Origin of the sequence: Aliirhizobium cellulosilyticum (assembly GCF_014198105.1) — a bacterium.
GTDB classification, from domain to species: Bacteria; Pseudomonadota; Alphaproteobacteria; order Rhizobiales; family Rhizobiaceae; genus Neorhizobium; species Neorhizobium cellulosilyticum.
The window spans coordinates 1-25,289 of sequence record NZ_JACIGW010000002.1; the positions used below are offsets into that span (position 1 = coordinate 1).

Here is a 25,289-nt window from a genome sequence, read left to right on the forward strand (position 1 = left end):
AGAGCGGCTGCGGTTTCCTCGACGGAAGCAGCCTGCTGCTCGGTGCGCTTGGCAAGATCGTCGGCAGCCGACTTGATCTCGGCCGAACCGGCCTCGATGCTGCGGGCATTTTCTGCGACCTGTTCCAATGCACCCTGCAGCTTTGCAGCCGAGGCGTTGAAGTCACCGCGGACACCATCAAGCGCTGCCGTAAACGGCTTTTCGATACGGTAGGAGACGTTGCCATCGGAAAGCTGGCTCAGCGCCTGAGCGAGATTGTCGACGGCGAATTTGACGTCGGCAGCTTCGCGGGCCTTGGCGGCTTCGCGCTCGATGCGTTCCTTTTCCGACAGGCTGCGGTTGTCGTCGGCTTCCTGTTCCAGGCGGGTGCGCTCGAGAGCGTTGTGACGGAAGACTTCGACGGCTTCGGCCATCTGGCCGATTTCGTCCTTTCGGTCGAGACCATCGATTGCAGCGCGGGCATCGCCGGCGGCAAGCGACGCCATACGTTCGCGAAGGCGCGCCATCGGAGCTGTGATACCCTTCTGGGCGATCGTCAGCGCCAACACGATAGCAACGGCGATACCGATCAGCATGCCGACAATCGTGAACTTGATGGTGGATGAGACTTCAGCCGACAGCTGATCGCCGCCGTTCTTGATCAGGTCCGCCATGGCGCCGTTGCTGGCACCAAACTTCGGGGACAGTTCAACAATAGCCTTGTCGAGATCACCCGAAAGAGAGGTGACCTTCGCTTCGTCGCCAGCAACATGAGCCTTCAGCAGATCATCACCGATTGCCTTGAGCTTATCTGCGCCTGCGAGCAATTCGTCCGTTGCGGCCTGGCGGCTCGGCACAAGACCGGGGACCTGTGCCAGACGTGCGCGCGCACCGGTGATTTCCTTGCCGAAGCGCTCGGACAAATCCTTGAACGCAGCGGATTGCGGGTCCTGTGCAAGAGCGCGGCTGAGCCAGGTGGTGGCGGTCCACATGCCTGCGGCACCGCGCGGTACGAAGGTCGCAGCCGTGCTCTCGTTATGCAAGAAATTCGAATAGGATTCATTGGCGGCGCTGAAACGCTGGGTCACGAATAACAGACCGGCAAGCGAAATGACGCCAAGGATGGCGATCGCCATCAAAAACTTGGTCTTGATTTTTAAGTTCTTGAGCATGGGGGGACCTTCTCAGGAAGACTGAAAACACGCATTCGGGGGAGGAGGAAAATGCAGGAACCGTTTTGACGGCGCGCATCATGCGCGTGAAGGATCGACTAAGGCGATCTCTGTGTCCTTGTCGCACCCTAGGGCGAATTTCATAAAAAAATCTTACATTTGCTGCACTGCATTATAGTTTTTGACAAAGGCGAGAAAACTGCCCTTGCTCTCCGATCATCGGCCTTCATGCCTCCTTAATCATGGGGGGAGAATGCATCAGATTTATATTGCGGCGCACAATGTTACGAAGTTAACAGGGCACCAAGGCGATGATTGCCGCCTCCCGCAGAACGGGCAGATTGATATGAAATCAACGACTATTATCGAAGGAATTTTCCCGTGGATCTTAGCCGCCGCAACCTCATGACATTCGGTGCCGTCGCAGCCGCAACTGCCGTCACCATCAAAAACGCCTCCGCCCAGGCGATCAGCTTCACCCCCTCCCCGATCTATCCCGATCCGGCCATTCAGGTTCTCGACCCGAGCTTTGCGAAATACCGTGTTGCCAGCGCTTCTCTGGAACAGGTTGCCACCGGCGCTCGCTGGCTGGAAGGTCCGGTCTATTTCGGTGACGGCAAGTATCTGCTGGTTAGCGATATTCCGAACAACCGCGTCATGAAGTTCGACGAAACGAACGAGACATGGAGCGTGTTCGACGCCAATTCCAACTATGCCAACGGCCATTGCCGCGACCTGCAGGGCCGCCTGATTGCATGCGAACACCTGACCCGCCGCGTCACCCGCACGGAGCATGACGGCTCGATCACGGTTCTTGCCGACACCTACAAGGGCAAGAAGCTGAATTCGCCGAACGACATCGTCTGCAAGTCGGACGGCTCGCTGTGGTTCACCGATCCGCCATTCGGCATCGGCGGCATGTGGGAGGGCGAAAAGGCAGACCCGGAACTGCCACATTCTGTCTACCGCATTTCAGCCGAAGGTGAGTTGTCGCTGATCACCGACGAACTGAAGGGCCCGAACGGGATCGCATTCTCCGAAGACGAGAAGAAGCTTTATATCGTCGAAGGCCGCGCGCAGCCCTACCGTATCGTCTGGGCTTACGACGTCTCGAAGGACGGCAAGACAGTTTCCAACAAGAAGGCGCTGATCACAGCTGACGACAATGGCGGTCTCGACGGCTTCAAGGTCGATGTCGACGGCAATCTGTGGTGCGGCTGGGGTTCGTCCGGTGCTGCCGGCGCAAAGCCGGAAGAGCTGAACGGCGTCAAGGTGTTCAACAAGGAAGGCAAGGCGATCGGCTTCATCAAGCTGCCGGAGCGTTGCCCGAACCTTGTTTTCGGCGGCAAGAAGAAGAACCGCCTCTACATGGCGTCGAGCCACTCGGTCTACGCACTTTATGTCGAGACCCGCGGCGCCGTCTGATCGCTCTCACCAGCATCATTGAATTGAGAAGCGGGCCGGAGCAATCCGGCCCGTTTCCGTTTCACCGGATAGCAAATATCAGCGGAAGCCGTTTTCGGGGTGACAAGCCGGGATTGCGCCAATAGGAAACATTCTCACATTCTGCAGATCATGTATTTTCAGATGATCGCCGCCTTTCCCGAGCGGACTTAGGGCGCAGATGAATAAGTCCCCAGGCATTTCAACAGATCGAGGGAGAACGGTGTGTGCGCCTGATAACCATGGCTTGTTGTGAGCCATCGGACGCCACCAGTGAAGAGGAGGTAGTTGGAGCGGATACCAGACCCGAAACAGGATGAAACCTGATCGGTCCGAGACGCCAACCAAGTGATCCCGATATAGCGATCCTGATATGCGGGCTGCCAGTCGCGGCTGCCGATCCTGCGGTTTCAAGCTGATATTTCAAACGAGGACAATTTGATGAACACCGGAAACATGATCCGGTCGCTGGCCGTTGCGGCCTGCGTCCTGACGCTTTCTGCCTGCGACGAAAGCAAGACCAGCAATAAGGAACAGAGCCAGCCATCCGCCGAACAGGCCGAAGTGCTGAAATACAACGCCTATGTCGAAGTGGCGAACTCGTTCCAACGCTCCTATGCCAAGGAACTGGCGACCTTCCAGAGCTATGTCCAGCCCGTGCTCGACGGCAAGGACAAGAATGACAACCTGTTCTACTCGACCAACAATCTGGACAGGCTGAAGAACGCCCTTGCCAAGGCCCGTGAGATGAAGCCCGACATGGCCGAGCTCGACGGTTCGGCCGATGCCTATCGCGACGCGGCCGAGAAGGCCGAACCGCTCGATCGGGACATGGGTAACTATATCGCCGCCAAGACCTATCTGAGCGACAAGGGCGTGCATGGTCGCGAGATCGGGCCCGCCTTCATCGCCGCCATGGAGGCGCTTGCCGCCGCGCAGGGCAATTTCATCAGCGCCATCGACGCCAAGGACCGCGCCCGGATCAAGACCGAGTTCGAAAGTGCGCAGAAGGATACCCGCGACTATTTCCGCATCGGCATGATCTACCACATCAAGGAAAGCATGGACGCCGCCGACGGCTTTCTGCAGGGCAAGGGGCTGGGCGACAGGAAGGATGCGCTGAAGACCTCGCTCGATCAGTTCAACACGATGGCGACAGGTTATGACGCCAAGGTGCGCGAGAAGAACCATGCCGGATGCTCGTCGATGATGCTCAACGTCAATGCCTATCTTTCCACCGGCCGCCAGATCATCCTGCGGACCGAGAACGGCCGCTATCAGGAAGACAAGAAAGCGCAGTTCCAGATGATGTCGGCGGAACGGCAGGACGCAACGCAGTTGCTGCAGGACTATAACAACGTCATCAACGCGATCAATTTCAACAAGTGCTGAGGTGACGCGGCGTCAGGTGAGCCGCATCTCCCCGTTTGTGAAAAAACATGGCGGGCCGGAGAAATCCGGCCCGTTCGCGTTCATGACGGGGCATTCGCAGGCATAGCGCAGATGCCAAGAATAGCCGTGATATGTTTGAGACATGGACGGTCTACCGTAGAATCGTCACATTGAGCGGTTCCAAGCTTTGCAGCTTGACGATCGCAAGCTGCCAGACCTATGCAAACATGACCTTCAGCCTGCCTTCAGAAATCCCTTTTACCCTTTAAATCCTTTCCCCAACCTTCGGAGCTGCCATGAGCGTGAGTTGGACTGATGCCGCCATTCTTGGACTTGTCCAGGGATTGACCGAATTCCTGCCGGTTTCCTCCAGTGCGCATTTGCGCATTCTCGGCGAATTCCTGCCCTCTGGCACCGATCCTGGCGCGGCATTCACGGCCATCACCCAGCTCGGCACCGAGACTGCGGTTCTCGTCTATTTCTGGAAAGACATCGTCAATATCGCCACCGCCTGGCTACGTCAGGTGTTCAGGATCGGCGATTACGACAGGGACGCGGCCCGCATGGGCTGGCTCATCATCATCGGCTCGCTGCCGATCATCATCCTGGGGCTTGGCTTCAAGGACCAGATCGAACACGGCTTGCGCAACATGTATATCACCGCCGTGATGCTGATCGCCTTCGGTCTTATCCTGGGCTGGGCTGACCGCATCGGCAAGAAGAAATATGCGCTTAGGCAGCTGATCTGGCGCGACGGCATTATCTTCGGTTTTGCCCAGGCGATGGCGCTGATCCCCGGCGTCTCCCGCTCCGGCGGAACGATCACTGCCGGCCTTCTCCTTGGCTACACGCGCGAGGCGGCAGCGCGTTATTCCTTCCTGCTCGCTGTTCCTGCCGTATTCGGCTCGGGCTTCTACCAGCTCCTGAAGACGATGGGGGAAGACACGGCGGTCGCGGCCGGTCCGACCGCGCTTGCAACGCTGATCGCCTTCGTCGTCGGTTACGGCGTCATCGTCTGGTTCCTGAAACTCGTATCGACCAAGAGCTACATGCCGTTTGTCTGGTATCGCGTGGTGATCGGCGTGGCGCTGCTTGGCTTGCTCGGCTTCGGCTATGTCAGCCCGATCTGAGCTTGGAGATTCGGCCGTCGAACAGAAGAGCGGTTCCGATCAAACGAAAAACAAAACCCGCCGACGCTGTCGGCGGGTTTTGTTTTAGGTGACGCTTAACGGAGAGGTTAGCCCCGGCCGACCCAATTACTTGCCGAAACGGGAGGTGCCGGATGGGCTTGCAGAGACTTGCGCAAGGCGCAGAGCGCGAAGTTTCTGCGTCTTCTTTTCCCTCTCGGCGACCTCGGAATCGAGAATGTCGCGGACGATGGAATTGGTCGTTTTCGCCTTTGCATCGGCTGAAAGCTTCGTCGGTTTGAAGAAACGGTCTTTCGTCACAGTCATGTCAGTCCTCCTGCGTTTCAGGTCAAAAGCGCACTAAAACAATCTGAAAACCATGCCTCCGGCGACGGGTGCCGCGGGGAACCGATATCGAACCGGCAATCAGCGAGCCCGAGGAGCAATGACCTTCTTCTTCGGAGCAGGCAACAGCCCTTCACGCTGCATCTGCTTGCGCGCCAGTTTGCGGGCGCGCCTGATCGCCTCGGCTTTTTCGCGGGCGCGCTTTACCGACGGCTTCTCATATGCGCTGCGCGCCTTCATTTCCCGGAACAGGCCTTCACGCTGCAGTTTCTTCTTCAAAACGCGAAGCGCTTGATCAACATTGTTGTCTCTTACAAGTACCTGCAAAATATCTCCTGACGCGGCAAAGCCACTATTTCTTGATTTTGATCGTATTCACGTTGATCCACGAACTACCAGATGGAAGCGGTGTCGCGGTCGATGTCTTCGAGACATCCACGGAACCCTCATGACTGATATCGCCATGCGTAATGCGGCGCTCGCAATTCTCACCGTCAAACTGGACGCGATATTGCGTCAGCCCGTAAGCATCCGGCAAAACAGCAACAATCCGGCATGAGCCATTGGTTTCGCCGAAGCGAAATGCACCACTCTTCAAGACGACCACGTCGCCGGCATCATAACGGTGCTTGCTCATCATGACCTCCAAGGGTCAAAACAAAAGGCCGGAGTTTGACGCCCGACCTCCGTTTATCATCAAGCCTTTCGCGTGCCAGTACATCCGTGGTCACGCGAGGGCGATGACATATTATTCTGCGCGCAGGTTGTCTGCGGAGCTTTTGCCGGAGCGATTGTCCTGCACGAGCTCGTAGCTGATCTTCTGCCCGTCGTTCAGACCGCGCAGACCCGCACGCTCCACGGCAGAAATGTGCACGAACACATCCTCGCTGCCATTGTCCGGCTGGATAAATCCGAAGCCCTTCGTGCTATTAAACCACTTCACTGTACCAGTGCTCATAACGATTTCCTTTCAATCGCTGTGTAAGCCGGTTGCCCGGCGCTAAATCGACGATGAGAGAAAATCAAGAAGAGCCGTTAGGCTGCCGACGAGAGTCGCTAGCAAGGTTCGATAAAATCTAAAATAGCGATTAATGGGCCAACAACAAGGCATGCGCGAAAATAAAGGCTTTGCATGGAGATTGCGGGGCCTTGCTGCACGACGCCGGCTGCATAGGAAGCTCAGATCACCCTGCGCAGAGAATTGGCTAAGGATGGAGCTTGATCATGTAGTCAGCATAAGCGGCGATAAAATGCTGTCGCGCGGTCTCGGCGTCTCCCCTGCAGCGCAGGACCGACTGACACGCCCACACGGCAGACAAATAAGATCGCCCGGACTGAAAAACGAAGTCGTTACGCAGGTAATTCAACGCCTGTCCAGGACCATTTATGGCGACCGAATTTCCACTGCGCCTTGCTACCATGACGGGATATTCCCATCGTGTACGAAAGTCGATTTGGATAACGGTGAGCAATGCATGATCCTCCATGGCGTCGACCGAATATGCTCCAAGTCGAAGCGGAGATTGTCGATCGCCGGTGTCTTCCAAATGCTTCCAGACGATAAATTCACGCCTGATCTCGAGCGCGAGCAGACCTGAATTGTGCGATCCTGCAGATGGCCACCTGTCCGATGCGGAAAGATCATTGCGCGCCGGGAGACTGATACCCCGACAGCCAGGCATCATAGCGCAGACTGCTCTGGTCGAGGATGTACGGGCAGGCCCGGTTGTCGAGGAGAAGGGTACCTGCCTGCTTGCCCTCATCGACCAATTGATCTCTGTATGCGGCACTCATACCGTCCGCGAACTCGCGATAGCCCTCAACCCAGGCAGAGAGGCGGTAATTGCTTTCGTCGCGCAGATAGGGGTTGGCACTCAGGCCTTTTCCATCCTCAGCGTCCCGCCATCCATGGTCGAATATTGCCTGCAAATCGTGAGAGGTATGGGGCAATTGAGCCTCCCGCCTTGAGCGAGAGCCCATCTCATCCCTCAGCCGTCGCTGCTCGTTCCGACACGACGATCAAAGTGAGATAGTGCAGCATAGGCGAATGTCGAGCCTCGAAGGTCAAATCGGCCTAAATCATCAGCCGCACGTCAATCATAAACCCGCTTCAGATTGGCCACGCAGTCCAGTTCTTTCAACTGCGAAAGAAGTTGGTTGAGCTGACGCAGGTCCCAGACCTCGATTTCCATCGCGATCTCGGAAAAGTCGTCGGCGCGGTTGGAGCCCATGGACATGGTGCGGATATTGATGTCGAGCGCACCGATCGTCGTGGCGACGGTTGCAAGCGTGCCCGGTTCATTGATCGTGTTGATCTCGATCTTTGCCGGGAAGCGCGACTTGTTGGCTTCGTCGAGATCCCAGCGGACATCGATCCAGCGTTCCGGCTCGTCGTCGAATTTCTGCAGCGCAGGCGCCTGGATCGGATAGATGGTGATGCCCTTGCTCTTGCCCGCATCCATGATGCCGACGATTCGATCGCCGGGGACCGCGCCGCTCGGGGCGAAGCGCACCTGGGTATTGGCGGCAAGGCCGCGGATCGGCAATAGGGTCGCCACGAGATCTGCTGCCTGGGCGTTTTCCAGATCGGTCTGGGATTTCGCCGGCAGCTTGAACATCATGCCGGTTGCGCTCGGGACGTTGAACCAGCCCTGATCGGCTGCCGGTTTCACTGTTACGCGCTCGTCCTTGTAATCAGGGAAGACGGCGCGCAGCACGTCGAGCGAAGAAAGCTCACCGCGACCGACGGAGGCGATCGTATCCTCGACATCCTTCTGCGCCAGACGGTGCAGCGCCGGCTTCAGCGCGTCGCGGGAAAACGTCTTGCCGGCGCGTTCGAAGGTGCGCTCCAGAATGCGGTGGCCGAGGCCGGCATATTGCTTGCGGATCGCCATGCGGGTAGCGCGGCGGATCGCCGAGCGCGCCTTGCCGGTGACGACGATCTCTTCCCACGCGGCTGGCGGGACCTGGACGCCGGAACGGATGATCTCGACTTCGTCGCCGTTGTTCAGCCGGGTTACGAGCGGCATGATACGGCCGTTGATCTTGGCGCCGACCGTGGTGTCGCCGATGTTGGTATGAACCGCATAGGCGAAGTCGATGGGGGTTGCACCGCGTGGCAGCGCGATCAGCTTGCCCTTCGGGGTGAAACAGAAAACCTGGTCCTGGAACAGTTCGAGCTTGGTGTGTTCGAGGAACTCTTCGGGATTATCACCCTCGGCCAGCGATTCGATCGTGTGGCGCAGCCAGGAATAGGCGTTGCTCTCCTTCGGCAAAAGCTCGTCACTCTTGGCCGGTCCCTTGCCTGCAACAGACTGGCCGTCCTTGTAGAGCGTATGAGCGGCGATGCCGTATTCGGCGATTTCCTGCATCAGCTGGGTGCGGATCTGCAGCTCGATACGCTGGCGGGACGGACCGACGATGGTGGTGTGGATCGAACGGTAATCGTTCTGCTTGGGGTTCGAAATGTAATCCTTGAACCGGCCGGGAACGACGCGCCAGCGTGTGTGGACGATACCGAGCGCCTTGTAGCAGCAGGCAACGTCGTCAACGATGATGCGGAAACCGTATACATCCGAGAGCTGTTCGAAAGAGAGCGACTTCGACTGCATCTTGCGGAAGACCGAATAGGGTTTCTTCTGCCGGCCCTTGACGAAAGTTCCATTCAGGCCGTTGGCGACCAGAAGCTCGCGCAGCTCGTCCTCGATCTTCTTGATCAGGCCTTCGTTGCGGGCGGACAAATCCGCCAGGCGCTGCGTGACGGTCTCGTAGGCTTCCGGGTTGATGTACTGGAAGGACAGGTCCTCCAGTTCGTCACGCATGTCCTGCATACCCATGCGGCCAGCGAGCGGCGCATAGATATCCATCGTCTCTTCGGAAATGCGCGCCTTCTGCTCGGCCTTCATGTGGTCGAGCGTGCGCATGTTATGCAGGCGGTCGGCGAGCTTCACCAGCAGGACGCGGACGTCATCGGAAATGGCGAGCAACAGCTTGCGAAGGTTCTCGGCCTGCTTGGCCTTTTTCGACACCAAGTCGAGGCGTTTCAGCTTGGTCAGGCCTTCGACGAGCCGACCGATATCCTCGCCGAACAGTTCGTCGATCTCGGCGCGGGTGGCTGTCGTATCCTCGATCGTGTCATGCAGAAGCGCGACCGCGATGGTCGACTCATCGAGATGCATGTCGGTGAGGATGGCCGCTACTTCGAGCGGATGGGAAATGTAGGGATCACCAGAGGCGCGCTTTTGCTGGCCATGCTTCTGCATGGCGTAAACATAGGCCTTGTTGAGAAGAGCTTCATTGGCGTCGGGCTTGTACTTCTGCACCCGCTCAACAAGCTCGTACTGCCTCATCATTCCCGGAAATGCCCTTCAAATACGGTGTGGCGACAAAAGAAAATGGCGCGCCAACCATCGGTTAGCGCAGCCATCATTATTGAGACAACCAGATTAGGGCGATAGGATGAACGATACCTTGCCGCAGCGCACTATCGTTCCGACCGGAGCGATTATTCCGACCGTTTTATCCGCGCCAAGCGAATATCGATTGAAATCCGCTCAGGCACATTATGCCGATCAGTAGTCGTCGCTCTTTTCCGGCGGGACCAGACCTTCGATACCGGCCAGCAGTTCTTCTTCCGACATCTGGTCGAAATTGACGGTTTCCGGAGCATCTTCATCTTCAACGTCGGAGGCAACCGATACACCGCCAGCGGCAATCAGAGCTGCCGGATCGGGCTCGGGCTCGTCAACTTCAACATGCTTCTGCAGCGAGTGGATCAGGTCTTCCTTCAGGTCGTCGGGAGACAGTGTCTCATCGGCAATCTCGCGAAGAGCGACTACGGGGTTCTTGTCATTATCGCGGTCGATGGTGATCGCAGCGCCCTGCGAAATCTGGCGAGCGCGATGGCTTGCGAGCAGAACCAGCTCGAAACGGTTGTCGACTTTGTCAATGCAATCTTCTACTGTGACGCGGGCCATTGCCTGTCCTTTGCGGTCCTGGATTTCCGGAATTGATACGCCCGATACAGCCATCGGACGGGAAATTCAAGTTTTTCCTAAACCCGGGGCCAATCGAGTGGTGAGTTACGGGGCGTTTACTGAGGAGAAAACGCTCCATTCGAAGGCGCAAAGCACTGACAGCATGATCTCTGTCAAAGCCTGGCGGCGAAGAAACGGGTGAGGTTCACCTGTTTATCCGGATACCAAATCCGGCAAGCGCTGCGCCCGAGAACTCATAGTCGAATGGTCCGCGCCTTGGACATTAAGACTAAAGTGCTTGGGATGGAGGAATATATTCAATCAGCACGTGCTTGGAATATTGCGAATCGTAACTTACATGACAGATATATGAATAGTTCGTAATGTAAGAATTATTCCGATATCGTCGGTACATATTTCGTTTTACCGATCTGCTCGGAAAACGGGCATAAAAAGGGATGGAGACATATGTTTGACCCGAGAGAGAAAATTGCTCTCTTTATCGATGGCGCGAATTTGTACGCCGCCTCAAAAAGCCTCGGCTTCGATATAGACTATCGAAAGCTTCTGAAGGCTTTCCAGAAACGCGGCTACCTTCTTCGCGCCTATTATTACACGGCGCTTATCGAAGACCAGGAATATTCCTCGATCCGCCCGCTGATCGACTGGCTGGACTATAACGGATACAAGGTCGTGACCAAGCCCGCGAAGGAATTCACGGACAGTCTTGGTCGTCGCAAGATCAAGGGCAACATGGATATCGAACTGGCCATCGATGCGATGGAACAGTCGGAAACCGTCGATCATCTGGTGATCTTCTCCGGCGACGGCGACTTCACCAACCTGGTGGAAGCGTTGCAGCGTCGTGGCCGTAAGGTCTCGGTCGTCTCGACGATGCAGACGCAACCTCCGATGATCGCCGACGACCTACGCCGTCAGGCCGATCACTTCATCGACCTGATGACGCTGAAGGCGGAGGTCGGCCGCGACCCGAGCGAACGCGCGGTACGCCCGACCGAGCCCACAGAGCCGGCCGACGCGTAACTGTCGAAGCAGACATAATCAGAAAAATAGGCGCCCGTTTTTCGGCGGCGCCTATTTTCGTTTCGGGCTAGAAGAGTGTCATGCTGTTTCAACGCCCTTCCGACGACATTCTTTATGATGCGCTGATCGCCCGCGATCCTTCCTATGAAGGTTTTGTCTGGGTGGCCGTGAAGACAACCGGCATTTTCTGCCGCCTCACCTGCCCTGCCCGCAAGCCGAAGCGCGAGAATTCAACTTTCTATGAGACGATCGCCGAATGCCTCGAAGCCGGCTTTCGCCCCTGCAATCGATGCCGGCCGATGTTGAAGCTTGGCGAGACCGATCCCGTGGTCACAAGGCTGATCGATGCACTCGATGCCGATCCGATGCGGCGCTGGAGCGAAGGCGACGTGAGCGCCTTAGGCGTCGATCCATCCACCGTTCGACGTGCGTTCAAGCGGCAATTCGGCATGAGTTTTCTGGAAATGGCGCGCCTGAGACGAATGGGCAAGGCCGCGGAAGTGCTGAATGACGGCGCCAATGTGATCGACGCCCAGCTCGATGCGGGTTACGAATCCGGTAGCGGCTTTCGTGCCGCGATCGCAAGACTGTTCGGGGAAGCTCCGGTGAGACTGCGTGGCAAGGGCCTTCTGCGTGCCGACTGGATCGATACGCCGATCGGCCCGATGATCGCGATCGCCGACACGCACGCCCTGCATATTCTGGAATTTGCCGAGCGCAAGGCGCTACCGGCAGAGATCCGCAGACTGCAGGAGGCGAGCGGCAGCGGTATCGTCATGGGACGGTATCCGCCAATCGACGAGATCGAGGCGGAACTGAAGGCCTATTTTTCCGGCCAAAACAAGGGGTTCAGGACGCGGCTTGCCGAGCATGGCTCGCCGTTCCAGCGGCAGGTGTGGCAGGCGCTACGCGATATCCCGGCCGGGGAGCTTCGCACCTATGGCGCACTTGCGAGCGACATGAACAGGCCCTCCTCCACCCGCGCCGTTGCGGGTGCCAACGGCGCCAACCAGATCGCCATCGTCATTCCCTGCCACCGGGTGCTTTCAGCCGATGGCGGCCTGACCGGTTATGGCGGCGGCCTGTGGCGCAAACGCTGGCTGATCGAACATGAGCGCCGAATGGCGGAACGCTGACTTTCTATCCGGCAGAGACCGCTGCGCGTTGATCGCCGTTCGGCTGCGGGCTACTGCCCGACTTTCTTGCCCGGAAGATGGCCTCGACGACGAGCGACAGCGGCAGGCCGATGAAGAGCGGGATAAAGAAATAGATCACCCGGAAGGCGACCAGCGAGCCGATCGATGCCTGATCGCCCATGACATGCCGGACGGTCGCCTCCAACACACCGAGGCCGCCTGGCGCATGGGTGATGAGGATCGCAACATTGGCGAGCACGAAGGCGGTTGCGGCCTTGAGATAACTGACATCGGCGCCCGCCGCCATGACCTCGCGCAGGCAGGCAGAGACAAGAGCGAAGTTGACCGTGCCGATGACCACTTGTGCGACGGCAATTTTCCAGGTGGGCATCTGGAAGGTCCAGCTGCGGATTTTCAGCGGCGCACGCAGGAAGGCGGCAAGCGCGATGTATAGTGCCGTTGCGGCAAGGCAGCCTGCGCCGATGGCAATCACGCCCCCCTGCCTCAGACGCAGCACTGCGGCGGCATCCTGCGGGTTGAGCACCATGACGATGCCGGCAAGCACGGCCATGCCGAGCCCTACCGTGACGCCCGAGAGCAGCACGATCTTCGCCACATCTTCAGTCGTCATGCCCCAGTGGGCGTAATAGCGATAGCGCAGCGCACCGCTGCTGAGGCCCGACATGCCCACGCTCTGGCCGATGGAGAGCGCGATGAAAGACGCGAGCGCGATTTTAGGATAGGGCAGATCGTTCTTCACATAACGCACGCCGCACCAGTCAAAGCCGGTGAGGCAGAGATAGGAGCCGAAGGCGAAGAGGAGTGCCAGAGCCAGATTGGCAGCGGGGATATCGCGGACCGACTGGGCGATCTCGGAGAACGAGTGCTCGCGAAAAACCTGATAAAGGAGCCAGACGGCAAGGCCGAAGCCCACAACCAGCATCAGGTAGGTGAAAAACTGCTTCTTCGTCATTATCCGCTTACCCGCATGAACGTGCGGGGAAACGGCGGGGGATGAGTTTGGTTCCGGTGGAGGTTTACCTCGGCGCCAGCTTCAACGCCTTATCTGCCTGCCAGCACCTTCTGCCCGCAGGCGGGGAAAAGGACCCAAGCCACGCCGTTACCGTGCGTCGCAGATCTCGAACAGGGCACGTTCCCTTCGCCCCGCTTGGGGGCAGAGGGTCAGCGATTACGCCGAATGCGCTTTTGATCAGTCTCAGCCGTTCTTCAACAGCCGCGACTTCTGCCGGTTCCAGTCGCGTTCCTTCTCGGTCTCGCGCTTGTCGTGCAGCTTCTTGCCCTTGGCGAGTGCGAGCTCCAGCTTGGCCCTGCCCTTTTCGTTGAAATAGATTTTCAACGGCACGAGCGTCATGCCTTCGCGGTTGATGCTGTTACGCAGACGACCGATCTCGCGCTTCGACAGGAGCAGCTTGCGGCGGCGGCGCGGCTCGTGGTTGAAGCGGTTGGCCTGCAGATATTCAGGCAGGTGGCTGTTGATCAGCCAGATCTCCTCGCCTTCGTCCGACGCATAGGATTCGGCGATATTGGCCTTGCCGTCGCGCAGAGACTTCACCTCGGTACCAGTCAGCACCAGGCCTGCCTCATAGGTGTCGATGATCTCGTAGTTGAACCGGGCCTTGCGGTTTTCCGCAACGACCTTGTTGACCACGCGCTGGCTGCCTTTGGGTGCCATCAGACGAATTCCATTCCGCTTAGAGCGTATCCGCTTTTCTTCGAAAGGCGAAAAGGCTCCAATACTCTGTTTGACGCAATTCCGGACACAAAACCGGTTCCCACTTTTGCTGGAATTGCTTTTCCAAATAAGAACCCCGCCCAAAAGCAATGAGCGGGGTTAAGCATTGATATAATGCGGTCAGGACCGAATGTGAAGCTTATGCGTCAGCGACTTCGAGCGCCAAGGCAATGCCTCAGTTCAACAGGCCTGCATGGCGCAGCGCCGCATCGATTGCGGCTTCGGTTGTCGGCTCAAGCTCGGAGACCAAGGGCGAGCGCACGGTACGCTCCATGCCGCGCAGTTGGCTCAGACCGTATTTGGCGCCACAGAGACCCGGCTCCATGAAGATTGCCTTGTGCAGCGGCATAAGACGATCCTGGTATTCGAGCGCCTTCTTGTAATCTCCGGCCAGCGTCGCCGTCTGGAATTCGGCACAGAGGCGCGGCGCGACATTGGCCGTGACCGAAATGCAGCCGACACCGCCATGCGCATTGAAACCAAGCGCCGTAGCGTCCTCGCCGGAAAGCTGGATGAAATCGGTACCGCAGGAGATGCGCTGTTCCGAGACGCGCTCGATCTTGCCCGTCGCGTCCTTAACGCCGACGATATTCTTATGCGCCTTCGCAAGCTTGCCCATGGTTTCCGGGCTCATGTCGATGACCGAGCGGCCGGGAATATTGTAGATGAAGATGGGCAGGGAAACCGCATCAGCGATTGCCGAGAAATGGGCGTAAAGCCCCTTCTGGGTCGGCTTGTTGTAATAGGGCGTGACGACAAGCAGAGCATCGGCGCCGGCCTGTTCTGCGTGCTGTGCGAGCTCGATCGCTTCTGTCGTATTGTTGGAACCAGCACCAGCGATGACCGGCACGCGCTTGGCAGCGACCTCCACACAGAGTTCGACCACGCGCTTGTGCTCATCATGGGAAAGCGTCGGCGATTCACCCGTCGTGCCGACCGGGACAAGGCCCGAGCTGCCCTCTGCAATCACCCATTCGACATGATCTGCAAACGCTTTTTCATCGACAGCCCCGCCAGTGGTGAACGGCGTTACGAGCGCGGGGATCGATCCCTTGAACATGCAAAACTCCCAATGGCCGCAGTCCATGCTTCGGCCGTAATCAATGACTAAGGTGGCGCACCATAAAGCGGAGGCAGATCGCCGACAAGCGCAAAGCTCACGGGAAACTGATCGCCGGCCACCGCTCATTGATGCGTATTTTAGAGGTCGTGGTAAGGTTTCGTTAATGCCGCCGGAGCCTAATGGGAGAACCCGATAGGGGTATATGTCTTTTTCGCGAGTCGCCGGATGAAGAAGCCCGCTCTGATCCTCACCTTAGGATTGGGTGCAGCCAGCATATCGAGCCTTGTGCTCGCCCAGAGCGGTGGCGCTGGTAGCGGCATCGTGCCGCTTCCCTTTGCCCGACCGAACGCACCGATGAGCGCGCCTGTGCCAACGCAACCGGGCCCCCAGGCTATCCCCACGCCAACGGCCATGCCCATTCCCGAGATTACCGGCTCCATTCCGAGGCTCGACCGACCGCTTGCATCTTCTGCACTCAAAACCGGGCTCGACGCGCTTTCCGGCAATGATGCAGCGCAGGCGATTGCTGCGCGCGACAGCCTGCCGGCAGGCTCGCTCGACCGTAAAATCCTCACCTGGGCGATTGCCAGTTCGGGAATGAAGGATGTGCCCTATCGCGAGATTGCCAGCGCTTCACGCGAGCTGACCGGCTGGCCGGGGCTCGGCGGATTGCGCGAGCGGGAAGAGCGCGCGCTTTATCGCGAAAACCCACCTGCTGCAGCCGTGCTTTCCGCCATGGGCAATTCACGCCCGCAGACGCCGGAAGGTGCAATGATCCTCGCCCGCGCGCAGACGGCAGCTGGGAAAACCGCTGAGGCCGCCCGGACCCTGCGTGGTCTATGGTCTTCCGAGACACTCGATGTGGCGACCGAAGACAAGCTGCTTGGCGAATTCGGCGGGTTGTTCACCGCAGCCGATCACAAGGCCCGCATGGACTATCTCATGTATCGCGGCCGCGTGGCGCAAGCAAAGCGGTTTTCCAGTCTCGGCAATGCGCAGTCGCTTTATAACGCGTGGGCGGCCGTTGCGAATAATGCCAGGAATGCCGATGCGCTGATCAATGCCGTTGCAGGCTCGTGGGCGAGCGATCCCGCTTATCTCTTCGTCAAAATAGAATATGCAAGGCGGCAGAACGATTATGCCGGAGCGGCAAAGCTGCTTGAGCGCATACCGCGCGATCCGGCAAAACTCGTCTATCCAACGGAATGGTGGAACGAGCAACGGATCGTCTCGCGCGGGCTTGCGGATCTAGGTCAGTTCAGCGCCGCCTACAGGCTGGTCGCAAATCATGTGGCTCAGTCTACCGTCGATCGCGCCGATGCGGAATTCCATGCTGGATGGTATGCGCTGAGGGCGCTTCAGGATCCGGCGACGGCCGAGACGCATTTCCGCAAGATTTACGAAGCTTCCAACCGGCCGCTTTCCGCGTCGCGGGCGCTCTACTGGCTCGGCCGATCGGCTGAGGCCGGCGGACCGGGAGAGGCGCGTAACTTTTATGAACAGGCGGCGCGTTATTCCGGCACGTTCTACGGGCAGTTGGCCGCAGCAAAACTCGGCAAATCGACGCTCGATGTAAGCTACCCCTCCCCCACGGCGCAGGACCGTGAGCGCTTCGCTTCGCGTGAGGTGGTCCGTGCCATCGCTCGGCTTGACGCCGTCGGCCATGACCGGCGATCAGCAGCACTTTATGCGGCACTCGGCGAGCAGATCGACAGCCCGGGCGAACTTTCGCTTTTGACCGCACGCGCGGAAGCACAAGGCGACCATGCACTATCGCTGCGAATCGGCAAGTCGGCATTTTCCCGCGGTGTCGATGTGGCGGCACTCGCCTATCCTATCGGCGTCATTCCGGCCGGCGCCAATATTGCCGGTTCCGGCAAGGCGCTTGCCTATTCGATCGCAAGGCAGGAAAGCGCATTCAACCCGTCAGCCGTTTCCGCAGCGAATGCCCGCGGCCTTCTACAGCTTTTACCCGGGACGGCACAGGGCGTTGCCAAGCGGCACGGGATGAGCTTCAAGGCGGACCGGCTGACCAGTGACGCTGGTTACAACGCCACACTTGGCGCGCATTATCTCGGCGAGCAGATCGACGCTTTCGGCGGCTCCTATGTACTGACCTTCATAGCTTACAACGCCGGACCGAAGCGTGTGCCGGAATGGATTGCTCGTTATGGTGATCCGCGTGGCAAGTCGCTCGAAGAGGTGATCGACTGGGTTGAACGCATCCCCTTCCCCGAAACGCGCAACTACGTTCAGCGCGTCTTAGAGAATTATCAGGTCTACAAGACCCGGCTGGGGCAGAAGGCCGATATTGTTGACGATCTGCGGTTCGGCAGGCGGTGAGACCGAGAGCCATAGACAGCCGCGCCTTACCCCGGTTCTCGAACAGTTCGATAGCAAGATACCCTGATAAGCACGAAAAAGCCCGGCCTAGCCGGGCTTTTCAACTTCTGTGATTAGAAATCCCGCTGCAGACGCAGGAAGCCGTCGAAACGGTCGCCATCGCCATAACCGGCAGTGTCAATGTCAACATTGTTGTAGTTGAAGGTCGCCTTGGCGAGGAGGTTCGGCGTGACCTGATAATCCGCCGTCACGCCGACGCGCCAGGCACTGCCGCCCGTATAGTCGTCGCTCGTGGGAATGATGTTATCCCAATACTGGACGCCGGGCGTGAGCTTGAACTTTTCGGAAACAGCGAAGGCATACTCGGCGCCAATCGTCCATTCCGAATAATCCCAGTAGCGGGTCGGGCCGGAAGAATAGACACCGAAAACACCCAGTTTGCCCGGTCCGATCTCGGCCGACAGAGTGGATGCGACGACGCCGTCTTCGTGGTCGAACTCATAGGCGCCGAACAGATCGATGGAAAACGCGTCAAACTTGCCGCCTATGAGACCGCTGAGACCGATCTCGTCAGCGCTGCCATCGGCGTCGGTCTTCCAGCCCGCCTGCGAATTGAAGAAATCAGCCTGACCGTATGCAGTGAATGCTCCAGATTCGAACGTGTAGCGAATGGAATTGTTCAGCGTATCTCCGCCAATATAGTCCCCGAAAATATCGGTTGCGCTGCCCGAAAGCGGGCCTTCGTCCGACAGCACGGTCTCACCCGGCAGGCCGGTATCAAAGTGATTGTAGAAGTAGCCGATGCGGAAACCGCCCAGCTCGATATAGGTCTCGTTCAGCGCGAAGTCCGAGCTGTCGGAGTTATTGTTGGCGCGCAACGTGACGCGTGAACCAAGGGGGCCGAACTCGGTGTCGGACTTGGCTTCGAACCGGAGCTGCGCACGCGTATTTGTGCGATAGCCAGCATCATCGTCGAGTTCGACCGCGCCAGCACTTGTGTCGATGTCGTAATTGCTGCGGCCATCCAGCTGCAGACGAATATAACCGCCGATCTTGAGACAGGTCTCCGTGCCAGGGATATAGAAATAGCCGGTGCCGAAAGCGTCGCAGACGCGGACATATTCCAGTGGTTCCGGCTCGGCAGCGACAATGGCATCAGCGGCGTGGGAAACAGATGTAGCAACCAGGCTTGCTGCCGATGCGATGAGAAAACTGGTCAGCTTCATTGGGATTTCCTCGGTGAGCTGCATTCGCACATTGAAAAAACGCTACTCGCGATCAGGATAAGTGCAAGCGGCTTCGTACATTCAGATCCACTACATCACGCAGTTGGAAACTGACAGTTACCAATTTATCACGGACGAATTTCGACGTCGCCAGAACAAGAAAAGCCCGGCACAAGGCCGGGCTTTCCAAATTAGATCCGAGAGCCGGATTAGAACGAGCGCTGCAGACGCAGGAAGCCGTCCCAACGGTCGGCGTCGCCGAGATCGTCTGCGTCAACATCGGTGTAGTTGACAGTTGCCTTGGCGGACAGGCCGGTGGTGATCTTGTAATCAGCCGTGATACCAGCGCGCCATGCATTGCCGCCGTCGAAATCGCCATCGGCGTCGAGAACAACGTTATCCCAGTACTGGATGCCCGGCGCGATGGAGAACTTGTCATTCACAGCGATCGCGTATTCCGCACCGATGGTCCACTCAGCGGCGTCGAAGTAACGGTTTTCACCGAAGGAGTAGGCGGCGAAGACGCCGAGCGAGCCCGGGCCGATTGCAGCCGTCAGCGTGGAAGCGAGAGCAGCATTTTCGCGGTCGAAGTCGTAACCGGCGAAGAAGTCGAGGGTTACGCCACCGAACTTGCCGGTGATGACGCCGTTGATGCCGATTTCATCCTGGCCACGACCGGTGCCCGGTACGTCGTCCTTCCAGCCGTCCTGAGAGTCGAATGCATCGACCTGACCGTAGACGGAGAAAGCGCCGGCGTCGTAGGTGTAACGGATACCGTTGTTGAGGGTGTCGCCACCGAAACCACCATTGCCGAACGGTGCGCCATCGGAGAGAACGGTTTCGCCCGGAAGTCCGGTATCGAAGTAGTTGTAGAAGTAACCAACGCGGAGACCACCGAGTTCGATGAAGGTTTCATCAAGGAAGAAGTCGGAACCATCCGGCGAATTCGTGTTGGCTTCCAGGTTGATGGTCGAAGCAAGTGTACCGTATTCGGTATCCGACTTCGCGTCGAGTGTCAGATGACCACGGGTATTTGTGCGATAGCCGCTATCCCCGCCGAAGTCGTCATCACTGCGAGCGTCAACCTGAACGCGGACATAACCGCCGATCTTGAGGCAGGTTTCGGTACCCGGAATGTAGAAGTAGCCGGTGCCGAAGGCGTCGCAGACGCGAACATATTCCATCGGTTCCGGTTCGGCAGCGACGATTGCGTCAGCTGCCTGCGCGACGGTGACGCTTGCAAGCGCCGCGGTCGATGCGATGAGAAGGCTCGTGATTTTCATTGGGGTTCCCCGGTCAACTCTAGGCTTTACATTCGTCAAGGTACAGTCGATTAGCCGGTTCTCACAAGCGTTTCCGCCTTCGCGAACTTGGCGAACCGGCTACTTGTGAGCCTGCAGTTACTTATTTGTCACAAATTTAACGAGAAAAGTCATCGGCTAGCGGCCTGTCCGTGCATGTTGGGTCGCTAATTTCTGCGACAATCAAGTATGTCAGCCGAATCACGAAAACAAAAAGCCCGGCACTGGGCCGGGCTTTTCGCTCAAATCTGAAAGATCAGATTAGAAAGAACGCTGCAGGCGGAGGAAACCGTCCCACTTGTCGTCATCGCCGAACTGGCCAGCGTCAACGTCGGTGTAGTTGATGGTTGCCTTAGCGGACAGGCCGGTGGTGATCTTATAATCAGCCGTGATACCAGCGCGCCATGCGTCACCACCATCGAAGTCGCCGTCAGAAGCGAGAACGATGTTATCCCAGTACTGAACGCCAGGAGCGATCGAGAACTTGTCGGTGACCTTGATGGCGTATTCTGCGCCGATCGTCCACTCGGAAGCATCGAAGTAACGGTTTGCACCGAAGGAGTAAGCAGCGAAGACGCCGAGCGAACCCGGGCCGATTTCTGCAGTCAGCGTAGAAGCAAGAGCTGCATTTTCGCTGTCGAAGTCATAACCAGCGAAGAAGTCAAGCGTTACGCCACCGAACTTGCCAGTGATGACGCCATTGATGCCGATTTCGTCATCGTTGCCAGCTTCATCGGTCTTCCAGCCGTCCTGCGAATCGAATGCGTCAACCTGACCGTAAACCGAGAAGGTACCGGCGTCGTAGGTGTAACGGATCGAGTTGTTCAGCGTGTCACCACCGAGACCGTAAACGCTGTCGAACGGACCACCGTCAGACAGAACGGTTTCGCCCGGAAGGCCGTTATCGAAGTAGTTGTAGAAGTAACCGACGCGAAGACCGCCGAGCTGCAGGTAGCTTTCTTCCAGATAGAAGTCAGAGCTCGAACCGTTGGTATTAGCGCGCGCAGTGATCTTGGAAGCAAGCGTACCGAACTCGGTGTCGTTCTTGGCTTCAACTACGAGCTGAGCGCGGGTGTTGGTGCGGTAGCCGCCGTTCTGGCCGGTAGCAACTTCAACCAAGCCGCCAGCACCGTCAGAAACGAGTGCCGAACCGACAACATCCGAGTCCGAACGGCCGTCAACCTGAACGCGGACGTAACCACCGATCTTGAGGCAGGTTTCGGTGCCCGGGATGTAGAAGTAGCCGGTGCCGAAAGCGTCGCAAACGCGAACGTATTCCAGCGGCTCGGGCTCAGCAGCCACGATTGCGTCGGCAGCCTGTGCGCCAGAAACTGCTGCGAGGGCAGCAGCGGAGCCGAGAAGAAGGCTCTTGATGTTCATTTTTGACCTCCAGTCAAAGTTACGTATGGGTCTAGGTCTTGATTTACCGAAGGACAAAAATTCCTTGGGCCCATCCCCGTGCTTGAAAGCTGACGAACCACCGCCGCGCTTCGAAGTTGAAAATACAAATCGCCGTGAGCTGCGCAATGCCGAACTGTGGATGAGCGAGAGTTTCAAGGCAGCTTCCCAAAACCATGTTGCCGAAAGGACACAAAACCGCAGTCCGCGGTCATTAAAAATTTAGTTTTCGTTAAGAAAACGTTTTTGCGACAGCAACTTAAGGAAAGGTCACATTCGAATACATAGCTTTGCGAGAATGTTGCCGACAGGCAACAGGAATAACTCGCAGGCGCTTCGTGCGCTCGCGCTAATGATCCAGCGATTTCATGAAGGATAGTGGCGGAGAGGATGGGATTCGAACCCACGATACGCTTTTGACGTATACTCCCTTAGCAGGGGAGCGCCTTCGACCACTCGGCCACCTCTCCGGTGCGGCCTGATTATTGCGGATAAATCCCGAATGCAAGGTCTTTTAGCAAAAAGAGGCGTCGCAGGCTGGGGATGAACCCCAGCCGCAGCATTATTTCGGCGCGGAGCGGACGAATCCACGAGATTGCCGGCTCAATAACCCGAGCCTGCCGGACCTGCGCCCGGGCCGCGCCCGTAACGGCCGGCAAGGTTTTTCAGCGTCGCGGCAAGCTCGGTGACGTCTGCGCCAACGGCAACAAAGTTTGCACCGAGTTCGAGGTAACGACGATTGAGAGTTTCGTTGAAGGTCAGGATGCCTGCGGGCTTGCCGGCGGCGATGATTCGGCCGATCGCCGATTCGATGACGCCCTGCACTTCCGGCGCCTCGATTCGGCCGAGGCAGCCCAAGTCGGCTGAGAGATCCGCCGGGCCGATGAAGACGCCGTCAACGCCGTCTATCGCGGCAATCGCCTCGATATTGTCGATGGCGACACGCGTTTCGGCCTGAACCAGCAAGCAGATCTCGTCATCGGCTGTCTGCGCATAATCGGAAATAGCATTAAAACCCGAAGCGCGTGCGACGGCGGCACCGAGCCCGCGCGTGCCGCGCGGCGGATAACGCACGGCCTGGACCAGCGCTTTGGCCTGTTCGGGCGAATCGACCATGGGAATGAGGAGCGTTCGCGCACCGGCATCCAGCAACTGCTTGATGAACCATGTCTCGCCTGAAGGCGGGCGCACGACGGGTTCGACGGCAAAGGGAGCCAGCGCCCGTAACTGGGCGATAATGCTGCGCAGATCATTCGGCCCGTGTTCCGAATCGATCACCAGCCAATCGAAGCCCGCGCTTGCAGCAATCTCCGCCGGAAGCGCCTCGCCGGTGTTCAGCCATAGGCCAATCTGCTGGCGGCCGGCACTGATCGCAGCCTTGAAGTCATTCTTCGGTACCGGCATTTCTCCTCCTATGCCTTTTCGTCATAAATCCCGGCCGCGAAATGCAGACCATATATAATCAAGATAACAGCAACTTGAGATCCGTGGCCGGATCGGCCAGGCGGGACCTGTCCGGGTTGATGCCAGTTTCCAGCATCTTCTTGCCGGTTACATAGGCCTTCGCATCATTGATCGCATCGACAGCAATCAGCATGCCGTTCCGGAAATACCAGACCGAGACGGCTCCCTCGCGGCTGCCTGCGCGCACCAGCGTCTCGTCATAGCCGAGATTAAAGCCGGCGATCTGCAGCTTCACATCGTACTGGTCGGACCAGAACCATGGTTTTGGCAAATAGGGCCTAGCGTCGCCGGCAAGTGTCGCGGCAACCGATTCGGCCTGGTCGACGGCGTTCTGTACCGATTCTAGGCGAATGCGCCCCTCTTCCCACGGCAACAGGGCGCAATCGCCCATGGCGAAGATCGACGGGTCGGAGGTGCGGGCAAATTCGTCGACGATGATGCCGTTGCCGACATCGAGGCCGCAATCCTGCGCCAGACGGTCGTTCGGGGTGACACCGATGCCGACGATGACAAAATCCACATTGATGACCGTGCCATCGGAAAGTTCGGCGGCACGTACTTGGTCATCCTCGCCGATCAGGCGGGTAAGGCCGGTCTGTTCGCAAATCACGACACCGCGCTCTTTATGTATCGCGCGCATGATGTCTGCGGTCTCCTTCGAGGCAACACGGGCGAGTATACGGTCGGCCATTTCGATCAGCGTTACGTCGAGACCGAGATGGCGTGCAACGGCTGCCGCTTCCAGCCCGATATAACCGCCGCCGATGATCAGCAGGCGACGACCGGCCTTCATTTCATCGGCCAGCCGATCCGCGTCACGCTTGTCGCGGACAGTATATACACCCTTAAGTTCGCCGCCGATGCTGGCAGGCAAAGTACGCGGGGTGGAGCCCGTCGTCAGCGCCAGGGTTTCATATTCGAGCCCCGAACCATCCTGCATGCGGACGGTCTTTTTCTCGCGGTCGATTTCCTCGACATAGGTGGAGAGTCGGACTTCCACGTCGTTTTCGGCAAACCAGTTATCCGGGCGAAAGGTTAGGCGATCGAAACTCATCTCGCCGAGAAGGTATTTCTTGGAAAGCGGCGGCCGCTGGTAGGGATAAACCTCTTCAGCGCCGATCATCGTGATGGGCCGTGTATCCTTCAATGCCCGAAGTTTCGCCGCAAGCGCAAAGCCCGCCTGCCCTGCCCCGACGATTACCAGCCTGCCTGTCACTTGCTTGCTCCATTCCTGTTCGACCGCCAAGAGATAGCACCTCGAACGGCCGCAAAGGCGTATCGTCGCGACGCGTGGGCGTCAACAACGCGACATTGTGTCCAGTGAGCGGAATGAGGCGGATAAGGACACCATAGATCGAGAAAAATTTACCAATCAACTTTAGAATGCATCAGAATTGCAGGAATAAAATCATATTCGCGGGACAAGTCAGGAGGATACCATGGCCCCATTGATGGACGGGACCAACACGCAAGAACCGGCGGGCCTGCGCCGTGTCTTTGAAAAATTCACGATTGATCGGCCGGGTAAGATTGTGCTCGTCGAACACCATTTAAGCACCAAGACGAGTATTCGCTGCCTGATCCGTACGATCTCTCTGCAGGGAGCCGAACTTGAGGTAACCCCGCACATTCCGGTGCCGTCTCATTTCTTCCTCGCCATCCTCGGCATACGCGACGAGATCGGCTGCACGGTCATGGCGCGCGAAGAGGAGAAGGTGACGGTCGGCTTCAACATGCTGATCAACCCTGAATTCCTCCACCATGTCATTCGGCTGAGCTTCGAGACGAGCCACTGAGTCGGAATACGGAGTTGGTGCCGCAGGCGGTTCCGGCAAAAATCAGCGCCGCGCTCGGCGCCATCCAGCCGCCTGGGCATCCGCCTCGGAGCAGAACCAGCGCTCACCATATTGAGCGCTGATCCTGGTTTCATCGTAATATTCCTGGCCGGGCACATGATAAATGCGCTCACCGGAGTTGATCGAGATATTGCCCTTGATCCGGCATGAGGTGCCGATATTCGCCTCGACGTAACGGGGGATGCCCGGAAGCAGCGTATGCCCGCCCGTGGCGAGGAAACTCGCGGTCGCTGCTCCAAGAACAATCAGCACGAATTTGCTCATCCGACGA

25 protein-coding genes and 1 tRNA gene are annotated in these 25,289 nt (G+C 58.0%); 7 read left to right on the forward strand and 19 right to left on the reverse strand.

Annotation, left to right across the window (positions count from 1 at the left end):
• The coding region (locus GGE33_RS08835; protein ID WP_183822482.1) for a HAMP domain-containing protein at positions 1-1,151 on the reverse strand (1,151 nt) is incomplete at its 3' end.
• Between the two features lie 381 nt (positions 1,152-1,532).
• Between GGE33_RS08835 and GGE33_RS08840 the strand changes: the two genes are divergently transcribed.
• The 3 genes from GGE33_RS08840 (at position 1,533) to GGE33_RS08850 (ending at position 5,116) form a co-directional block, all read left to right on the forward strand.
• Positions 1,533-2,576 carry an SMP-30/gluconolactonase/LRE family protein gene (locus GGE33_RS08840; RefSeq protein ID WP_148145471.1) on the forward strand — a complete coding sequence of 348 codons (1,044 nt, stop codon included), beginning with the start codon at positions 1,533-1,535 and terminating at the stop codon, positions 2,574-2,576.
• A 459-nt stretch (positions 2,577-3,035) separates the two neighbouring features.
• A complete protein-coding gene (locus tag GGE33_RS08845; RefSeq protein ID WP_183822484.1) occupies positions 3,036-3,986 on the forward strand; it encodes a DUF3829 domain-containing protein in 951 nt (316 codons plus the stop codon).
• A gap of 296 nt (positions 3,987-4,282) precedes the next feature.
• A complete protein-coding gene (locus tag GGE33_RS08850; RefSeq protein WP_183822486.1) occupies positions 4,283-5,116 on the forward strand; it encodes an undecaprenyl-diphosphate phosphatase in 834 nt (277 codons plus the stop codon).
• A gap of 126 nt (positions 5,117-5,242) precedes the next feature.
• Here the strand turns inward: GGE33_RS08850 and GGE33_RS08855 are convergent, their stop codons facing one another.
• The 8 genes from GGE33_RS08855 to rpoZ form a co-directional block, all read right to left on the reverse strand.
• Positions 5,243-5,440 carry a hypothetical protein gene (locus tag GGE33_RS08855; RefSeq protein WP_148145474.1) on the reverse strand — a complete coding sequence of 66 codons (198 nt, stop codon included), beginning with the start codon at positions 5,438-5,440 and terminating at the stop codon, positions 5,243-5,245.
• 99 nt (positions 5,441-5,539) lie between these two features.
• Positions 5,540-5,785: a 30S ribosomal protein S21 gene (rpsU, locus tag GGE33_RS08860; protein ID WP_148145475.1), complete on the reverse strand. Its 246-nt coding sequence runs from the start codon at positions 5,783-5,785 to the stop codon at positions 5,540-5,542.
• Positions 5,786-5,810: 25 nt separating this feature from the next.
• Entirely contained in the window at positions 5,811-6,095 is a 285-nt protein-coding gene (locus GGE33_RS08865) for a cold-shock protein (protein WP_148145476.1), read from the reverse strand.
• A gap of 111 nt (positions 6,096-6,206) precedes the next feature.
• Entirely contained in the window at positions 6,207-6,416 is a 210-nt protein-coding gene (locus GGE33_RS08870) for a cold-shock protein (protein WP_148145477.1), read from the reverse strand.
• Between the two features lie 247 nt (positions 6,417-6,663).
• A complete protein-coding gene (locus GGE33_RS27950) occupies positions 6,664-7,143 on the reverse strand; it encodes a DUF982 domain-containing protein (RefSeq protein WP_394353637.1) in 480 nt (159 codons plus the stop codon).
• Positions 7,100-7,408: a hypothetical protein gene (locus GGE33_RS08880; protein ID WP_183685010.1), complete on the reverse strand. Its 309-nt coding sequence runs from the start codon at positions 7,406-7,408 to the stop codon at positions 7,100-7,102. Before GGE33_RS08880 ends, GGE33_RS27950 begins: the two co-directional genes overlap by 44 nt.
• A 143-nt stretch (positions 7,409-7,551) precedes the next feature.
• Complete coding sequence (locus GGE33_RS08885) at positions 7,552-9,810, reverse strand: RelA/SpoT family protein (protein WP_148145479.1); 2,259 nt, start codon at positions 9,808-9,810, stop codon at positions 7,552-7,554.
• 219 nt (positions 9,811-10,029) lie between these two features.
• The gene (rpoZ, locus tag GGE33_RS08890) at positions 10,030-10,434 is read right to left on the reverse strand and encodes a DNA-directed RNA polymerase subunit omega (protein ID WP_148145480.1); all 405 of its coding nucleotides are present in this window, start codon (positions 10,432-10,434) and stop codon (positions 10,030-10,032) included.
• A gap of 468 nt (positions 10,435-10,902) precedes the next feature.
• Between rpoZ and GGE33_RS08895 the strand changes: the two genes are divergently transcribed.
• Both GGE33_RS08895 and GGE33_RS08900 read left to right on the forward strand, forming a co-directional pair.
• Entirely contained in the window at positions 10,903-11,478 is a 576-nt protein-coding gene (locus GGE33_RS08895; RefSeq protein ID WP_112511088.1) for a LabA-like NYN domain-containing protein, read from the forward strand.
• An 80-nt stretch (positions 11,479-11,558) separates the two neighbouring features.
• Positions 11,559-12,614 carry a bifunctional transcriptional activator/DNA repair enzyme AdaA gene (locus GGE33_RS08900; protein ID WP_183822490.1) on the forward strand — a complete coding sequence of 352 codons (1,056 nt, stop codon included), beginning with the start codon at positions 11,559-11,561 and terminating at the stop codon, positions 12,612-12,614.
• Positions 12,615-12,618: 4 nt separating this feature from the next.
• Here the strand turns inward: GGE33_RS08900 and GGE33_RS08905 are convergent, their stop codons facing one another.
• The 3 genes from GGE33_RS08905 to dapA form a co-directional block, all read right to left on the reverse strand.
• Positions 12,619-13,587, reverse strand: a complete 969-nt coding sequence (locus GGE33_RS08905) for a lysylphosphatidylglycerol synthase transmembrane domain-containing protein (protein WP_183822492.1) — start codon at positions 13,585-13,587, stop codon at positions 12,619-12,621.
• Positions 13,588-13,830: 243 nt separating this feature from the next.
• Positions 13,831-14,307, reverse strand: a complete 477-nt coding sequence (gene smpB, locus GGE33_RS08910; RefSeq protein WP_148145483.1) for an SsrA-binding protein SmpB — start codon at positions 14,305-14,307, stop codon at positions 13,831-13,833.
• 235 nt (positions 14,308-14,542) lie between these two features.
• On the reverse strand, positions 14,543-15,427 hold the full coding sequence (gene dapA / locus GGE33_RS08915) for a 4-hydroxy-tetrahydrodipicolinate synthase (protein ID WP_183822494.1): 885 nt from the start codon (positions 15,425-15,427) through the stop codon (positions 14,543-14,545).
• A 228-nt stretch (positions 15,428-15,655) separates the two neighbouring features.
• On the opposite strand from dapA, the gene GGE33_RS08920 reads away from it, so the two are divergent.
• Positions 15,656-17,773: a lytic transglycosylase domain-containing protein gene (locus tag GGE33_RS08920; RefSeq protein WP_183822496.1), complete on the forward strand. Its 2,118-nt coding sequence runs from the start codon at positions 15,656-15,658 to the stop codon at positions 17,771-17,773.
• Positions 17,774-17,886: 113 nt separating this feature from the next.
• Here GGE33_RS08920 and GGE33_RS08925 read toward each other — a convergent pair whose 3' ends face one another.
• The 6 genes from GGE33_RS08925 to GGE33_RS08950 form a co-directional block, all read right to left on the reverse strand.
• Positions 17,887-18,999, reverse strand: a complete 1,113-nt coding sequence (locus GGE33_RS08925) for a porin (protein WP_183822498.1) — start codon at positions 18,997-18,999, stop codon at positions 17,887-17,889.
• 209 nt (positions 19,000-19,208) lie between these two features.
• Positions 19,209-20,282 carry a porin gene (locus GGE33_RS08930; protein WP_183822500.1) on the reverse strand — a complete coding sequence of 358 codons (1,074 nt, stop codon included), beginning with the start codon at positions 20,280-20,282 and terminating at the stop codon, positions 19,209-19,211.
• Between the two features lie 279 nt (positions 20,283-20,561).
• Complete coding sequence (locus tag GGE33_RS08935; protein WP_183822502.1) at positions 20,562-21,680, reverse strand: porin; 1,119 nt, start codon at positions 21,678-21,680, stop codon at positions 20,562-20,564.
• A gap of 397 nt (positions 21,681-22,077) precedes the next feature.
• Positions 22,078-22,168, reverse strand: a tRNA-Ser gene (locus tag GGE33_RS08940).
• Positions 22,169-22,301: 133 nt separating this feature from the next.
• Positions 22,302-23,102: an aldolase/citrate lyase family protein gene (locus tag GGE33_RS08945; RefSeq protein WP_183822504.1), complete on the reverse strand. Its 801-nt coding sequence runs from the start codon at positions 23,100-23,102 to the stop codon at positions 22,302-22,304.
• A gap of 58 nt (positions 23,103-23,160) precedes the next feature.
• Positions 23,161-24,378 (reverse strand): FAD-dependent oxidoreductase, encoded by a 1,218-nt coding sequence (locus GGE33_RS08950; RefSeq protein WP_183822506.1) that lies wholly within the window; start codon positions 24,376-24,378, stop codon positions 23,161-23,163.
• 223 nt (positions 24,379-24,601) lie between these two features.
• Between GGE33_RS08950 and GGE33_RS08955 the strand changes: the two genes are divergently transcribed.
• Positions 24,602-24,958 carry a hypothetical protein gene (locus GGE33_RS08955; RefSeq protein WP_246435909.1) on the forward strand — a complete coding sequence of 119 codons (357 nt, stop codon included), beginning with the start codon at positions 24,602-24,604 and terminating at the stop codon, positions 24,956-24,958.
• Between the two features lie 42 nt (positions 24,959-25,000).
• Here the strand turns inward: GGE33_RS08955 and GGE33_RS08960 are convergent, their stop codons facing one another.
• Positions 25,001-25,282, reverse strand: a complete 282-nt coding sequence (locus GGE33_RS08960) for a sunset domain-containing protein (RefSeq protein WP_148145491.1) — start codon at positions 25,280-25,282, stop codon at positions 25,001-25,003.
• Positions 25,283-25,289 lie beyond the last annotated feature (7 nt).

Coding starts and splice junctions, on each gene's coding strand:
- GGE33_RS08925 (WP_183822498.1), bottom strand. CDS start 18,999: ATGAAGCTGACCAGTTTTCTCATCGCATCGGCAGCAAGCCTGGTTGCT.
- GGE33_RS08905 (WP_183822492.1), bottom strand. CDS start 13,587: ATGACGAAGAAGCAGTTTTTCACCTACCTGATGCTGGTTGTGGGCTTC.
- GGE33_RS08930 (WP_183822500.1), bottom strand. CDS start 20,282: ATGAAAATCACGAGCCTTCTCATCGCATCGACCGCGGCGCTTGCAAGC.
- GGE33_RS08855 (WP_148145474.1), bottom strand. CDS start 5,440: ATGACTGTGACGAAAGACCGTTTCTTCAAACCGACGAAGCTTTCAGCC.
- GGE33_RS08845 (WP_183822484.1), top strand. CDS start 3,036: ATGAACACCGGAAACATGATCCGGTCGCTGGCCGTTGCGGCCTGCGTC.
- GGE33_RS08920 (WP_183822496.1), top strand. CDS start 15,656: ATGAAGAAGCCCGCTCTGATCCTCACCTTAGGATTGGGTGCAGCCAGC.
- GGE33_RS08870 (WP_148145477.1), bottom strand. CDS start 6,416: ATGAGCACTGGTACAGTGAAGTGGTTTAATAGCACGAAGGGCTTCGGA.
- GGE33_RS08885 (WP_148145479.1), bottom strand. CDS start 9,810: ATGATGAGGCAGTACGAGCTTGTTGAGCGGGTGCAGAAGTACAAGCCC.
- GGE33_RS27950 (WP_394353637.1), bottom strand. CDS start 7,143: ATGATGCCTGGCTGTCGGGGTATCAGTCTCCCGGCGCGCAATGATCTT.
- GGE33_RS08935 (WP_183822502.1), bottom strand. CDS start 21,680: ATGAACATCAAGAGCCTTCTTCTCGGCTCCGCTGCTGCCCTCGCAGCA.
- GGE33_RS08895 (WP_112511088.1), top strand. CDS start 10,903: ATGTTTGACCCGAGAGAGAAAATTGCTCTCTTTATCGATGGCGCGAAT.
- dapA (WP_183822494.1), bottom strand. CDS start 15,427: ATGTTCAAGGGATCGATCCCCGCGCTCGTAACGCCGTTCACCACTGGC.
- GGE33_RS08865 (WP_148145476.1), bottom strand. CDS start 6,095: ATGAGCAAGCACCGTTATGATGCCGGCGACGTGGTCGTCTTGAAGAGT.
- GGE33_RS08960 (WP_148145491.1), bottom strand. CDS start 25,282: ATGAGCAAATTCGTGCTGATTGTTCTTGGAGCAGCGACCGCGAGTTTC.
- GGE33_RS08955 (WP_246435909.1), top strand. CDS start 24,602: ATGGCCCCATTGATGGACGGGACCAACACGCAAGAACCGGCGGGCCTG.
- rpoZ (WP_148145480.1), bottom strand. CDS start 10,434: ATGGCCCGCGTCACAGTAGAAGATTGCATTGACAAAGTCGACAACCGT.
- smpB (WP_148145483.1), bottom strand. CDS start 14,307: ATGGCACCCAAAGGCAGCCAGCGCGTGGTCAACAAGGTCGTTGCGGAA.
- GGE33_RS08945 (WP_183822504.1), bottom strand. CDS start 23,102: ATGCCGGTACCGAAGAATGACTTCAAGGCTGCGATCAGTGCCGGCCGC.
- GGE33_RS08850 (WP_183822486.1), top strand. CDS start 4,283: ATGAGCGTGAGTTGGACTGATGCCGCCATTCTTGGACTTGTCCAGGGA.
- GGE33_RS08900 (WP_183822490.1), top strand. CDS start 11,559: ATGCTGTTTCAACGCCCTTCCGACGACATTCTTTATGATGCGCTGATC.